Below are 14,769 nucleotides of genomic sequence, written 5' to 3'. Positions count from 1 at the left end.
GGGTTAACATGCGCACAAAATTGCGTCAATACATGGTGATGACGGGCTTCACAACTTGATGAGATTTAAGAGAAATACCGGTAAGCCCCTCTGCCGAACGGCAAAGGGGCGAAACCTCTACTGCCAGCCGTAACGGCGGCTGTAGAAGCCTTTAACGGTCTGGGTCAACACCATGTAACCCGCCAGAATCGCCACCAGCCATGGGAAATAGCTGAGCGGCAGCGCCTGCAGCTGCAGGTAGCCCGCCAGCGGCGAGAACGGCAGCGCGATCCCCACCGCCATCACCAGCAGCGTCATCGCGAACAGCGGCCACGCGGCGCGGCTCTGGACGAACGGAATGCGGCGGGTACGAATCATATGCACAATCAGCGTCTGCGACAGCAGCCCTTCAATGAACCAGCCGGACTGGAACAGGGTCTGCATCTCGACGCTGTTGGCGTGGAACACCCACCACATCAGGCCAAAGGTGAGGATATCGAAAATCGAGCTGATCGGCCCGAAGAAGACCATAAAACGCCCGAGATCGGCCGGGTTCCAGCGCTGCGGCTTACGGATCTGCTCATCGTCGACGTTATCAAACGGAATCGCCACCTGGGAGACATCGTACAGCAGGTTCTGAATCAACAGGTGCAGCGGCAACATCGGCAGAAACGGCAGGAAGGCGCTGGCCACCAGCACGCTGAAGACGTTGCCGAAGTTGGAGCTGGCGGTCATTTTGATGTACTTGAGCATGTTGGCGAAGGTGCGGCGGCCTTCGATAACCCCTTCCTCCAGTACCATCAGGCTTTTTTCCAGCAGAATGATATCCGCCGCCTCGCGGGCGATATCCACCGCCCCGTCAACGGAAATGCCAATATCCGCCGCGCGTAGCGCCGGGGCGTCGTTAATACCGTCACCCATAAAGCCCACCACGTGACCTTCGCGTTTCAGCAGCGTCACGATGCGCTCTTTATGCAGCGGCGCCAGGCGCGCGAACAGCGTGGTGCGTTTCGCCAGCGCTGCCAGTTCGTCGTCGCTCATGGCTTCAATCTGGCTGCCAATCACCACTTCGCCCGCATCCAGCCCCACTTCATGACACACTTTCGCCGCCACCAGTTCGCTGTCGCCGGTGAGGATTTTTACCGTAATGCCGCTGGCCTTCAGCGCTTTCAGCGCCGGGGCGGTGGTCTCTTTCGGCGGATCGAGGAAGGCGATGTAGCCTTCGAGGATCAGGTCGGATTCATCCGCACGCTGATAGTCGCCTTCCCGCGCCGGCAGGTATTTGGTCGCCACCGCCACCACCCGCAGCCCCTGACGGTTCAGGGTATCGGTCACCCGGCGGATACGGCGCAGCATGGTGTCGTCCAGCGGTACGATTTCACCGTTGTAGCGCACCTGAGTCGAGACGTTGAGGATCTCCTGCAGCGCCCCTTTACAGATCAGCTGATGCGCGTCGTCCTGCTCTTTTACCACCACCGACATGCGGCGGCGTTCGAAGTCGAACGGGATCTCATCCACCTTCTGCCAGCGCTCCGCGAGACCGCGAGCGGCATCCAGCTCTACCCCTTCCAGCACCGCGGTGTCGAGCAGGTTTTTCAGCCCCGTCTGATAATGGCTATTGAGCCAGGCGGTGTGCAGGACTCTCTCGCTGGATTTACCGGAAACATCGGTATGGTTCTCCAGCACGATTTTATCCTGGGTCAGGGTGCCGGTTTTATCGGTGCAGAGGATATCCATCGCGCCAAAGTTTTGAATGGCGTCGAGGTGTTTGACGATCACTTTTTGTTTTGACAGCTTCACCGCCCCGCGCGCCAGCGTCGAGGTGACGATCATCGGCAACATCTCCGGCGTCAGGCCGACCGCCACCGACAGCGCGAACAGCGCCGCTTCCCACCAGTCGCCTTTGGTGTAGCCGTTGATCAGCAGCACCACCGGCGCCATCACCAGCATAAAGCGGATCAGCAGCATGCTGACCCGGCTGATGCCTTTCTGGAAGGCGTTCGGCTCGCTTTCCTGCTCGCTGACGCGCCCGGCAAGCTGGCCGAACCAGGTGTTGCCGCCGGTGGCGTAGACGATAGCCTGCGCCGAGCCGCTCACCACGTTGGTCCCCATAAAGCACAGGGTGTCGCATTCCAGCGGATTGGTTTGTAGCGGATCGCGGGTGCGCGCGACTTTTTCAACCGGCAGCGATTCGCCGGTCAGCGAGGCCTGAGCGACAAACAGGTCGCGCGCCACAATGATGCGCAGGTCAGCCGGGATCATATCTCCCGCCGATAGCCTGACAATATCGCCCGGCACCAGTTGGTCGATGGGTAGTTCGAGCCAGCGGCTCTCGCCCTGTTCGTTGATGACCCGTAACACCGTGGCGGTATTGCTGACCATCGCCTTCAGCGCATCCGCCGCTTTGGTCGAGCGCGCTTCCTGAATGAAGTTAAGCAGCGTCGAGATGCCGACCATCAGCGCGATAACGCCCGCAGCGAACAAATCTTCAGTGGAATAGGAGACGATGCCGAGCACCGTCAACAGCAGGTTGAACGGGTTGCGATAGCAGGTCCACAGATGAACCCACCACGGCGACGGCTTCTGCGCCGGGATTTGGTTATCGCCGTGCAGGGCGATTTTCGCCGCCACTTCGACGTCGTTCAGCCCTTCAGGGTGGCTATCGAACGCGCGCCAGATCTCCTGCTCATCCATGGCCGCCACGTCCAGGCAGCGCTTGCCGAGTGAATCCGGGATCGGCGCGCTGGCCAGATTGCGGGCATCGGGCAGCGGATCGCGCTGGATCAAACGATGTGGTAAATGGCGGCTAAGCTGCGCGAACAGCTGCCGGGTAAAATTTTTCAGCATAAACAGTCCCTCCGCGCTCGCGCGAGCGAACGCAGCGTTGCCAACAGGCGCGGCAAAGCCTTACCTGTCAGGCATTATTTTTATAGGGCAGGGACATCGTGGACGTCACTGCTTTACGCTTTCCGGTAAAGCAGTGCTAAACAGGCTTACCGGAAAGAAAGGTTGATCCATCGAGGATGAGGAGTGGGATCGGGGTCCATAAAATTCTCCGGTAAGTGACTCAAGACGGCGCGGAGTATACCGCGACCAGGAAACTATTTGTGGCTATTATGGCTATCATACCGCCCGGCAACTAAACCAGACATCAACCAGTCTTTGCTCATTGAGGATTCGTTGAGTAGCATTAGACTCACTCAAATCGGACGATGGCGAGAACCCCGTATGCAAAACCGGCTAACAATCAAAGATATCGCCCGCTTAAGCGGCGTCGGAAAGTCGACGGTGTCGCGCGTGCTGAATAACGAAAGCGGCGTCAGCGAGCGCACCCGCGAACGGGTGGAAGCGGTGATGCAGCAGCACGGTTTCTCCCCTTCCCGCTCCGCCCGCGCCATGCGTGGTCAGAGCGATAAGGTGGTGGCGATTATCGTCACGCGTCTGGATTCGCTGTCGGAAAATTTAGCGGTGCAGACCATGCTGCCCGCCTTTTATCAGCAGGGCTACGATCCGATCATGATGGAGAGCCAGTTTTCTCCGGCACTGGTGGAAGAACATCTGGGCATGCTCGCCCGGCGCAATATCGACGGCGTGGTGCTGTTCGGCTTTACCGGTATTAGCGAGGAGATGCTTGCGCCGTGGCGCGAAACGCTGGTGCTGCTGGCGCGCGATGCCCCCGGCTTCGCTTCGGTGTGCTATGACGATCATGGCGCGATCAAGTTACTGATGCAGCGTCTCTATGAGCGCGGGCACCGGCATATAAGCTTCCTCGGCGTGCCGCACAGCGACGTCACCACCGGGGAACGCCGTCATCAGGCGTATCTCGATTTCTGCGCGCAAAAGAAGCTCACGCCAACCGCTGCTTTGCCGGGGCTGGCGATGAAGCAGGGGTATGAAAGCGTCGCCAGCGTACTGACGCCCGAGACCCGCGCGCTGGTCTGCGCCACCGATACTCTCGCTCTCGGCGCCAGTAAATATCTACAGGAACAGCGTATCGACACGCTACAACTCGCCAGCGTCGGCAGCACGCCGCTGATGAAATTTCTGCATCCGGAGATCCTCACCGTCGATCCCGGCTACGCCGAAGCCGGACGCCAGGCGGCACAGCAGTTGATCGACCAGATCGCCGGCCACGCCGAACCCCGCCAAATCGTCATTCCCGCTGCCCTGAATTAATCTCGTTCGGGCGATTTATGTGATCTTCGCCGAGTTTCGGGAACGTTCCCATTTTGCATTCCCAACGGAACGGTTAGGATGCATGCAAGGTAAAAAACGGCATCTCTCCCCTCTGTTTTTGAGGCTTCATCATGAGCAAAGTAAACCAGCAGGACATCGATAAACTGATCGAACTGGTGGGCGGGCGCGGCAACATTGCCACCGTCAGCCACTGTATTACCCGTTTGCGCTTTGTGCTGAACGATCCGGCCATCGCCAAACCGAAAGAGATTGAGCAGTTGCGCATGGTGAAGGGATGCTTCACTAACGCCGGGCAGTTTCAGGTGGTCATCGGCACCGAAGTCGGCGATTACTATAAGGCGCTGCTGGCCACCACCGGTCAGGCGTCCGCCGACAAAGAGCAGGCCAAACAGGCCGCGCGGCAAAATATGAAGTGGCACGAACGGTTGATCTCGCACTTTGCCGAGATCTTTTTCCCGCTTCTGCCGGCGCTGATCAGCGGCGGTCTGATCCTCGGTTTCCGTAACGTCATCGGCGATCTGCCAATGAGCAACGGCCAGACGCTGGCGCAAATGCACCCGTCGTTGAAAACGATTTATGACTTCTTGTGGCTGATTGGCGAGGCTATCTTCTTCTATCTGCCGGTGGGGATCTGCTGGTCAGCGGTGAAGAAAATGGGCGGCACGCCGATCCTCGGGATCGTGCTTGGCGTCACGCTGGTCTCTCCACAGTTGATGAACGCCTACCTGCTCGGCCAGCAGGTGCCGGAAGTGTGGAACTTCGGCCTGTTTACCATTGCGAAAGTCGGCTATCAGGCGCAGGTGATCCCGGCTCTGCTGGCGGGGTTGGCACTGGGCTTTATCGAAACACGTCTCAAGCGCATCGTGCCTGACTACCTCTATCTGGTGGTGGTGCCGGTGTGCTCGTTGATTCTGGCGGTGTTCCTCGCTCACGCTTTTATCGGCCCGTTTGGTCGTCTGATTGGCGACGGCGTGGCCTTCGCGGTGCGCCACTTGTTAACAGGCAGCTTCGCGCCGATCGGCGCCGCGCTGTTCGGCTTCCTCTATGCGCCGCTGGTAATAACCGGCGTACATCAGACCACCCTCGCTATCGATATGCAGATGATTCAAAGCATGGGCGGCACGCCGGTATGGCCGCTGATTGCGCTGTCGAATATTGCTCAGGCGTCGGCGGTGGTCGGCATTATTATTGCCAGCCGTAAACAGAATGAACGCGAAATATCGGTACCCGCGGCGATCTCCGCCTATCTCGGGGTCACCGAACCGGCGATGTACGGCATCAACCTGAAGTACCGCTTCCCGATGCTGTGCGCGATGGTCGGATCCGGCCTCGCGGGCCTGCTGTGCGGCCTGAACGGCGTGCTGGCGAACGGTATCGGCGTCGGCGGCCTGCCGGGCATCCTGTCAATTCAGCCAAGCTACTGGCAGGTCTACGCCACGGCGATGGCCATCGCCGTGGTAGTGCCGATAATCCTCACCACCGTGGTTTATCAACGCAAGTACCGTCAGGGCACCTTGCAGATTATCTAACGTCTTCTTTCGGGGCGCCGCTTGCGCCCCCTATATTCGCAGGAACGTAATATGAATACCCTTCCCCGCTGGTGGCAAAACGGCGTTATTTATCAAATCTACCCGAAGAGTTTTCAGGACACCACCGGCAGCGGTACCGGCGATTTACGCGGCGTCACCGCCCGTCTCGACTACCTGCAAAAGCTCGGCGTCGACGCTATCTGGCTGACGCCGTTCTACGTCTCGCCGCAGGTGGACAACGGCTATGACGTGGCGAACTATACCGCTATCGATCCCTCATACGGCACGCTGGAGGATTTCGACCAACTGGTCGCCGGAGCGAAAGCGCGCGGTATCCGCATCGTGCTGGATATGGTGTTTAACCATACCTCGACGGAACACGAATGGTTCCGCCAGTCGTTAAATAAGGCGAGCCCGTACCGCCAGTTCTATATCTGGCGCGACGGCGAGCCGGGAGCATTGCCGAATAACTGGCGTTCGAAATTCGGCGGTAACGCCTGGCAATGGCATGCGGAAAGCGAACAGTATTATTTGCATCTTTTCGCCACCGAGCAGGCGGATCTCAACTGGGAAAACCCGGCGGTACGCGCCGAGCTGAAAAAAGTCTGCGAGTTCTGGGCCGATCGCGGCGTTGATGGCCTGCGCCTCGATGTCATCAATCTTATCTCCAAGGAGCAGGACTTCCCCTCCGATACCGTTGGCGATGGACGCCGCTTCTACACCGATGGCCCACGGGTTCACGAGTTCCTGCAGGAAATGAGCCGCGATGTCTTTACCCCTCGTGGCCTGATGACCGTGGGCGAAATGTCTTCCACTTCACTTGAACACTGCCAACAGTACGCCGCGCTGGACGGCCGCGAACTGTCGATGACGTTTAATTTTCATCACTTAAAAGTCGATTATCCCGGCGGTGAAAAATGGACCCTCGCCCGTCCGGACTACGTGGCGCTGAAAGCGCTATTCCGCCACTGGCAGCAAGGGATGCATAACCGGGCGTGGAATGCGCTGTTCTGGTGTAACCACGATCAGCCGCGCATCGTGTCGCGCTTCGGCGACGAGGGCGAGTACCGGGTGCCGGCGGCGAAGATGCTGGCGATGGTACTGCACGGCATGCAGGGCACGCCCTATATCTATCAGGGCGAAGAGATTGGCATGACCAACCCGCATTTCAGCAACATCAGCGATTATCGCGATGTGGAAAGCCATAACATGTTTATCGAGCGCGCGGCGCAGGGACAAAGCCCGGATGAACTGCTGGCGATTCTGGCCAGCAAATCGCGCGACAATAGCCGCACGCCGATGCCGTGGCACGACGGCGATAACGGCGGTTTCAGCGATGGAAAACCCTGGATCGCGTTGGGTGATAACTATCGCGAGATTAACGTCGAGGCGGCGCTGGCGGATCCGGAATCGGTGTTTTACACCTATCAGCAGCTGATCGCGCTGCGAAAAACCACGCCGGTGCTGACCTGGGGGGATTATCAGGATCTGCTGCCGGACCATCCGTCGCTGTGGTGTTATCGCCGCCAGTGGCAGGGGCAGACCCTGGTGGTGGTCGCCAACCTGAGCCGTGAGTTCCAGCCGTGGCAGCCGCCGGAGATGTCTGGCGACTGGCGGGCGCTGATTGGCAACTATGCGGAGACGTCCAACCGCCCGGCGGCAATGACGCTGCGGCCGTTCGAAGCGGTATGGTGGTTGCAGGCGTAAAGCTTTTCCCCGGTGGCGCTACGCTCACCGGGGCTACCGGTTCGTGGGGCTGGAGATTACGCGCGGTCAGCGTCAGGAAGGATAACGCTCTCCTGCGGCTGCGCTGAGGCGTGCTCCTCTTTGGCCTTCAGCCGATCCCAGGCGCGGAAGAACGGATAGTAAACCACCAGCGAAATAGTTAAATTCACGACCTGCAGTATGGTGCCGGAAATATGGCCGCCGGTCGCCAGATAGCCGCTGATGAAGATCGGCGTAGTGAACGGCAGTGCGATTCCGGCCGGCGGCGCAACCAGCCCGGTCGCCATTGCGGTATAGGACACGATCACCAGCAGCACCGGCGTTAAAATAAACGGCAGGAAGAAGTACGGGTTCATCACCAGCGGGATGCCGAATACCATCGGCTCGCTGATGTTAAACAACGCTCCCGGCGCGGCAATTTTCCCCAGCTGTTTCATCTGCTGACTACGGCTGCGCAGCAACATAAATATCACCAGCCCCAGCAGCGCGCCGGTGCCGCCGGGCGCAATCCACAGATCGTAAAATTGCTGGGTAATGATATGCGGGATCGGCTGGCCGTTCTGAAAGGCCGTCAGGTTCTCTGACATATTCGACAGCCACACCGGCTGAATAAATACCAGCACAATCGCGTCGCCGTGCAGGCCCAGCGTCCACAAAATACCGATCACTATCACCGAAATAATCATCCCCGGCAGCGTACCGCCGACGTGATGCATCGGAATACCGATCAAAGTGGCGATCATGCTGTTGATGTCGCCGAACGGCGAGGCCTCAACCGCCAGGCGCAGCGCCAGCACCACCGCCAGAACACAGAAGCCGGGGATCAGGGCGAGGAAAGATTTCGCCACTGCCGGCGGCACGCCGTCCGGCATGCGGATAACGAGATTGCGGCTGGCGACCAAACGATAAATCTCCGTCGACAGCAGCGAAATGACAATAGCGACAAACAGCCCCTGGCTGCCGACCATGCTCACCGGGATCACCCCTTTAATTACCTCCGCCGCGCCGTGTACCGGGGTAAAGAGGGTGTTCTGCGGGATAGTCATCACAAAGGCCACCAGCGACATCGCCCCGGCGCTCAGCGGGTCGATGGTGCGGTACTTCTCCGCCAGCCGATAAGCGATGCCAAAACTGGAAATCAGCGCCATAATGTCGTAGGTCGCTTTCACCGGGTACAGCATTTTATCGCGCCAGACCTCGCCAAACAGGCCGCTCATCATGTCGGCATAGCCGGGGATCGGCAGGTAGGCGAAAATCAGGAAAAACGAGCCAATCAGCATAAACGGCATATTCAGAATGATGCCATCGCGTACCGACAGGACGTGCTTTTGCCCGGCGATTTTCAGCGCCGCCGGCATGACGTAACGTTCAATCCAGCTTGTATTCGACATGGTGTGCTCCCGAGGGAAATAGCGGTCAGTTAAATTGCGTCAGCCATTGACGGTTTATCGTTAATACTTCATCCAGCAGCGCCTGGGCATCGGTGACGTTACCGACCAACGGGTTAGCCACCAGCGCCAACAGCGCGCTCTCGCGGCAGCCGTGTACCGCGGCTTCAATCGTCAGCCTTTCAAAGGCCTTCACCTGCTGCGTCAGGCCGTTCATCGCCGGCGGCAGCGGGCCGAACGCCAGCGGCCGTGCCCCTTGCGCATCAATAATGCTGTTGGTTTCCACCACCGCATCATCATCCAGGCCGTGAATCGCGCCGTTGTTGCGGGTGTTTACCACCATCTCCGCGCCCAGGTTGTTGTGAATCGCATTGATAAGTTCAACGGCCACTTCCGAGTAGTAAGCGCCGCCGCGAAAGCTCAGCTGCTCTGGTTTTTCTTCCAGCTGCGGGTCGGCGTACAGCGCAAACAGCTCCTGCTCGACCTTCATCACCTGCTCGGCGCGGGTGCCTTTGGTTTTCGCTGCGGCGATCTCTTCCGCCAGCATCGCCGGCGTCAGCCAGAAATAACGATGATAAGGGCACGGAATCGCCTTCAGCGCGCGGAGGAATTCCGCCGGCCACGGCAGTTCTTTAATGTTGTTCATCGACAGTGCCTTACCGTCGCAGAGCATATCGATCACTTTGCCGGTGACATCCTCGCGCCCCTGTAGCACCTTATGCACCCAGACCATATGGTTGAGCCCGGCAAAGCGCAATTTCACTTCGGACTCCTGCGCGCCTAACATCCCGACGATCATGTGCTGCATGTTGATCGGCACGTTGCACAGGCCGATGATCTTCGCCGTGCTGTAGCGGCTGACCGCCTCGGTGACGATCCCCGCCGGGTTGGTAAAGTTAAGAATGAACGCTTCCGGCGCCAGCTGTTCCACTTTGCGCGCAACTTCGAGGATCACCGGGATCGTCCGTAGCGCCTTGGCGAACCCGCCGACGCCGGTGGTCTCCTGGCCCAATAGATGATATTTGAGACCCAGCCGTTCATCCGCGGCGCGCGCCGCCAGTTGCCCGACGCGTAGCTGCGTCAGCACAAAGCTGGCGCCGCGGATCGCCTCATCGAGCGTAAAGTGGACGCTGACCGCCACCTGATCCAGCCCTTTATGTTTCAACATCCGCCGGGTCAGCGCGGCAATGATCTCAACCTTTTCCCTGCCGGATTCGACATCCACCAGCGCCAGTTCGGTGACCGGAAGCTGTTCATAACGAACGATAATCCCTTCAATAAGCTCCGGCGTGTAGCTGCTGCCGCCGCCGATAACGGCGATTTTCAGTGCTTGCATAGTGACCTCTATTCGCATTTTCGGCATGCAGATCGCCGCGCGCGATCGCCAGGACCGCACGTGAGGGTGATAAAAATGGGATTAGAAAATTAGCGTTCGAGCAGGGCCAGCGCTTTATCCAGCACCGCTGCGCCGCGCATCATGCCGTAGTCGGCCATATCAATCACCGCCACCGCTTTACCCTGCGGCGCCGCCAGCGCGGTCAGGCGGCCGGCTTCGTATTTGACCTGCGGCCCGAGCAGGATGACGTCGGCGTTCGGCAGTTCGCGTTCAAATTCCGCCACCGCTACGGCATAGATTTCCAGCGCCAGAGCGCGCTGCTGGGCTTCCGCTTTCATTTTGTTCACCAGCATGCTGGTCGACATGCCTGCGGCACAACAGAGTACGATTCGTGGCATTGCGCTTCCCCTTTGCGTGTTTATCGCTTCAGCCTTCACGACCTATGCGACTATATTGTTAATATTGTGTGATAGTGAAGGCTATATGAAAATAATTTTCACCGATGTGATCGAGGCTCAATTTTTGCGCATTATTTCCTCATGCCATTGCGAAACATCGATGCCAGACATAGGAAATATTCTGCGCAGATGCTATAAAAACGGCTATTCACTAAGTGAAAAATATTTTCAATTCCGGGTACTGCCAAAGGGAACATCAGGATGGATATCGTAGGTCAACTACAGGACGGATTGGTCCGCTTTAGCGCTCAGGAGTCGCGCGTCGCCGCCTTTATTCTGGAAAATCTTAGCTTTACCGCCAGCGCCTCGATTGACGAACTGGCCGCCAGCGCGGGGGTCAGCCCGGCCACCATCACCCGCTTCGCCCGTTCAGTGGGCTGTGATGATATTCGTGATTTACGCAAACAGCTGGCGCAGGCCAGCGAACGGCGCGCCAGCTGGCTCACGCCGGATAGCGCCGCCCTGCCCGTCGCCTGGCGCGACAAACTTAGCAGCCTCGGCGATACGCTAACCCGTCAGCTCGGCCACACCGCCGAAGCGGCGGTGGAGAAGTGCAAATCGCGCCTGCTGAGCGCCCGCGCGGTGCATTGCTTCGCCCTCGGCGCCCAGGACGTGGCGCTGGCGGCGCTGCTTCAGCACCAGTTGCTGCCATCCGGTATCGCGATTAATCTCTGCCAGGATTCGGCGCTGATGCGAATGACTGCCAGTACCCTTAATGACGATCACCTGCTGCTGGTGCTGGCCACCGCCGATGCCAATGCCGTATTACAAAGCGCGACGCTGCAGGCGCGTACGCAAGGGGTGACGATTATCGCTCTGACCCCGGAACAGCACGCGCTGGCGGATATGGCCAGCGCCGTGCTTCCCCTGCCCGTCAACCCGCAGCATGCCCGCTACGCCCTGCTGCTGCTTGTCGATCTGCTTAACGATACATTGATTGCCTGAATATTCTGCCCGTTCCCTTCACGATCGGGCCCAATTTTTGCTTATATTTTAAGCGCCTAAATTTACATTTCACGCTAGCGCCCATCATCCGTACTCTCACCTTTTTACCTTGTTCTGGGTCAATAAAATCGCAAACATCTTTGATGCAAATCACTACATATAGAACTTAAAATGCGCCTCGGCCCTACATATTGTATTAATCGTCTATTATGTCACCATATCTTGTCGTTGTTGGGCGGTGATGAGATGTGGATAAAAAGGGCCGGATCCGAAGGCAAACGCCGCTAGTCGTAGCGTGGCGCGCTTTTGGGAGACCTTCCGCCTCTGTGGATAACCTGTTCTATATATGGAGTGATCATGACACCGCATGTGATGAAACGTGATGGCTGTAAAGTGCCGTTCAAGTCAGAGCGCATTAAAGAAGCAATTCTGCGTGCAGCTAAAGCAGCGGGAGTCGATGACGCAGACTATTGCGCCACCGTCGCAGAAGTCGTTAGCCAGCAAATGCAGGGCCGCGCGCAGGTCGATATCAACGACATCCAGACCGCCGTGGAAAACCAGTTGATGTCCGGCCCGTGGAAACAGCTGGCGCGCGCCTATATCGAATATCGCCACGATCGCGATATCGAGCGTGAAAAGCGCGGCCGTCTGAACCAGGAAATTCGTGGTCTGGTCGAGCAAACCAACTCATCGCTGCTCAACGAGAACGCCAACAAAGACAGTAAAGTGATCCCGACCCAGCGCGATCTGCTGGCCGGTATCGTGGCCAAACACTATGCCCGTCAGCACCTGCTGCCTCGCGATGTGGTGCAGGCGCACGAGCGCGGCGAGATCCACTACCACGATCTCGACTATTCGCCGTTCTTCCCGATGTTCAACTGCATGCTGATCGACCTGAAAGGCATGCTGACTCACGGCTTTAAAATGGGCAATGCCGAAATTGAGCCGCCGAAGTCTATCTCTACCGCCACCGCGGTCACGGCGCAGATTATCGCCCAGGTCGCCAGCCATATTTACGGCGGCACCACCATTAACCGTATCGATGAAGTGCTGGCGCCGTTCGTCACCGAGAGCTTCAAAAAGCATCGTAAAATTGCCGAAGAGTGGCAGATCCCGGATGCCGAAGGCTATGCCCGTACGCGGACCGAAAAAGAGTGCTACGACGCGTTCCAGTCGCTGGAGTATGAGGTCAACACGCTGCATACCGCCAATGGCCAGACGCCGTTCGTCACCTTTGGTTTTGGCCTCGGCACCAGCTGGGAGTCGCGCCTGATCCAGCAGTCGATTCTGCGCAACCGCATCGCCGGCCTCGGGAAAAACCGCAAAACGGCGGTATTCCCGAAACTGGTCTTCGCCATTCGCGACGGCCTGAACCATAAGTTCGGCGATGCGAACTATGACATCAAACAGCTGGCCTTAGAGTGCGCCAGCAAGCGCATGTACCCGGATATTCTCAACTACGATCAGGTAGTGAAAGTCACCGGGTCGTTTAAAACGCCGATGGGCTGCCGCAGTTTCCTCGGTGTATGGGAAAACGAGAACGGCGAACAGGTACACGATGGGCGCAACAACCTCGGCGTTATCAGCCTGAACCTGCCACGTATCGCGCTGGAAGCGAAAGGCGACGAAGCCGCCTTCTGGGCGCTGCTGGACGAACGCCTGCTGCTGGCGCGCAAAGCGCTGATGACCCGTATCGCCCGTCTGGAAGGGGTGAAAGCCCGCGTCGCGCCAATTCTGTATATGGAAGGCGCCTGCGGCGTGCGTCTGAAAGCCGACGATGACGTCGCGGAAATTTTCAAGAATGGCCGCGCGTCCATTTCCCTGGGCTACATCGGGATTCACGAGACCATCAACGCGCTGTACAACAATCAGCATATGTACGATAGCGAAGCGCTGCGTGAAAAAGGCATCGCCATCGTTCAGCGTCTGCGCGACGCCGTTGAACAATGGAAGGAAGAGACCGGCTACGGCTTCAGCCTGTACAGCACGCCGAGCGAAAACCTGTGCGATCGCTTCTGCCGCCTCGATACCGCCGAATTCGGCGTGGTACCGGGCGTGACCGAAAAAGGCTACTACACCAATAGCTTCCATCTCGACGTCGAGAAGAAGGTTAACCCGTACGACAAGATCGATTTTGAAGCGCCGTATCCGCCGCTGGCCAACGGCGGCTTCATTTGCTACGGCGAATATCCGAATATCCAGCATAACCTCAAGGCGCTGGAAGACGTGTGGGATTACAGCTATCAGCACGTACCGTATTACGGCACCAATACGCCGATCGATGAATGCTACGAGTGCGGATATACCGGCGAGTTCGAGTGCACCAGCAAGGGCTTTACCTGCCCGAAATGCGGCAATCACGACGCCGCCCGCGTATCGGTGACCCGCCGGGTATGCGGTTATCTCGGCAGCCCGGACGCGCGTCCGTTCAACGCCGGCAAGCAGGAAGAAGTGAAGCGCCGCGTGAAGCACCTGGGCAATGGGCAGATTGGTTAAAGATCAATGCGCTTTTCCCGGATAGCGGCGCGCAGCGCCTTATCCGGGCTACCACTGCCACTGTCGTAGCCCGGCCGAGCTCAGCGACGCCGGGAAATGGCCGCACTCCTTCGTTTTCGCAAAGCAATTAACGTCAGAGCAAGGCGGCAAACGAGTAAGTCCCGGGGAGCTTACTGGAGTAAGTGACCCGGGCGAGCGAGCGCAGCCAACGACGCTGCAGCGGCAAATGAGAAGAGGAAACAATGAATTATCACCAGTATTACCCCGTCGACATCGTCAACGGCCCCGGCACCCGCTGCACCCTGTTTGTCTCCGGCTGCGTCCACGAATGCCCCGGCTGCTACAACAAAAGCACCTGGCGGGTAAATTCCGGTATGCCGTTCACAACCGGGATGGCCGACCGCATCATCGCCGACCTCAACGATACCCGCATCAAACGCCAGGGGCTTTCACTCTCCGGCGGCGATCCGCTGCATCCGCAAAACGTCGCGGAGATCCTCAATCTGGTTCAGCGCGTACGCGCCGAATGCCCCGGTAAAGATATCTGGGTCTGGACGGGCTATAAGATTGACGAACTGAACGCCGGGCAGATGGAAGTCGTGAACCTGATTAACGTGCTGGTCGACGGTAAGTTTGTGCAGGATTTAAAAGACCCGGCGCTTATCTGGCGCGGCAGCAGCAACCAGGTCGTGCATCATTTGCGTTAATCCCCTCTC

General features: G+C 58.3%; 11 protein-coding genes. 6 read left to right on the top strand and 5 right to left on the bottom strand.

The window, feature by feature from the left end; all coding sequences use genetic code 11:
• Window positions 1-117: 117 nt before the first annotated feature.
• Window positions 118-2,826, bottom strand: coding sequence for a magnesium-translocating P-type ATPase (gene mgtA, locus EAE_RS09895; RefSeq protein WP_015704210.1), 2,709 nt, complete (start codon window positions 2,824-2,826; stop codon window positions 118-120).
• Window positions 2,827-2,972: 146 nt separating this feature from the next.
• The gene (mgtL, locus tag EAE_RS25550; protein ID WP_219995652.1) at window positions 2,973-3,026 is read right to left on the bottom strand and encodes a mgtA regulatory leader peptide MgtL; all 54 of its coding nucleotides are present in this window, start codon (window positions 3,024-3,026) and stop codon (window positions 2,973-2,975) included.
• A gap of 181 nt (window positions 3,027-3,207) precedes the next feature.
• On the opposite strand from mgtL, the gene treR reads away from it, so the two are divergent.
• The 3 genes from treR to treC all read left to right on the top strand — a co-directional run bounded on the left by treR (window position 3,208) and on the right by treC (window position 7,412).
• A complete protein-coding gene (treR, locus tag EAE_RS09890; protein WP_015704209.1) occupies window positions 3,208-4,155 on the top strand; it encodes a trehalose operon repressor TreR in 948 nt (315 codons plus the stop codon).
• A 131-nt stretch (window positions 4,156-4,286) separates the two neighbouring features.
• Window positions 4,287-5,705 (top strand): PTS trehalose transporter subunit IIBC, encoded by a 1,419-nt coding sequence (gene treB, locus EAE_RS09885; RefSeq protein WP_015368560.1) that lies wholly within the window; start codon window positions 4,287-4,289, stop codon window positions 5,703-5,705.
• Window positions 5,706-5,756: 51 nt separating this feature from the next.
• Entirely contained in the window at window positions 5,757-7,412 is a 1,656-nt protein-coding gene (gene treC / locus EAE_RS09880) for an alpha,alpha-phosphotrehalase (RefSeq protein WP_015704208.1), read from the top strand.
• A 56-nt stretch (window positions 7,413-7,468) separates the two neighbouring features.
• Here treC and celB read toward each other — a convergent pair whose 3' ends face one another.
• From celB to EAE_RS09865, 3 genes are all read right to left on the bottom strand, one after another.
• A complete protein-coding gene (gene celB, locus EAE_RS09875; protein WP_015704207.1) occupies window positions 7,469-8,821 on the bottom strand; it encodes a PTS cellobiose transporter subunit IIC in 1,353 nt (450 codons plus the stop codon).
• A gap of 25 nt (window positions 8,822-8,846) precedes the next feature.
• Complete coding sequence (locus tag EAE_RS09870) at window positions 8,847-10,154, bottom strand: 6-phospho-beta-glucosidase (protein WP_015704206.1); 1,308 nt, start codon at window positions 10,152-10,154, stop codon at window positions 8,847-8,849.
• 89 nt (window positions 10,155-10,243) lie between these two features.
• Window positions 10,244-10,552, bottom strand: a complete 309-nt coding sequence (locus EAE_RS09865) for a PTS sugar transporter subunit IIB (RefSeq protein WP_020079792.1) — start codon at window positions 10,550-10,552, stop codon at window positions 10,244-10,246.
• A 261-nt stretch (window positions 10,553-10,813) separates the two neighbouring features.
• On the opposite strand from EAE_RS09865, the gene EAE_RS09860 reads away from it, so the two are divergent.
• The 3 genes from EAE_RS09860 (at window position 10,814) to nrdG (ending at window position 14,760) form a co-directional block, all read left to right on the top strand.
• Entirely contained in the window at window positions 10,814-11,557 is a 744-nt protein-coding gene (locus EAE_RS09860) for a MurR/RpiR family transcriptional regulator (RefSeq protein ID WP_015704205.1), read from the top strand.
• Between the two features lie 357 nt (window positions 11,558-11,914).
• Window positions 11,915-14,053 (top strand): anaerobic ribonucleoside-triphosphate reductase, encoded by a 2,139-nt coding sequence (nrdD, locus tag EAE_RS09855; RefSeq protein ID WP_015368566.1) that lies wholly within the window; start codon window positions 11,915-11,917, stop codon window positions 14,051-14,053.
• Between the two features lie 242 nt (window positions 14,054-14,295).
• On the top strand, window positions 14,296-14,760 hold the full coding sequence (nrdG, locus tag EAE_RS09850) for an anaerobic ribonucleoside-triphosphate reductase-activating protein (RefSeq protein WP_015704204.1): 465 nt from the start codon (window positions 14,296-14,298) through the stop codon (window positions 14,758-14,760).
• The last annotated feature ends 9 nt before the right edge of the window (window positions 14,761-14,769 follow it).

The sequence above is a fragment of the Klebsiella aerogenes KCTC 2190 genome (assembly GCF_000215745.1).
GTDB lineage: Bacteria > Pseudomonadota > Gammaproteobacteria > Enterobacterales > Enterobacteriaceae > Klebsiella > Klebsiella aerogenes.
This window is presented reverse-complemented; position numbering and strand designations above follow the sequence as displayed.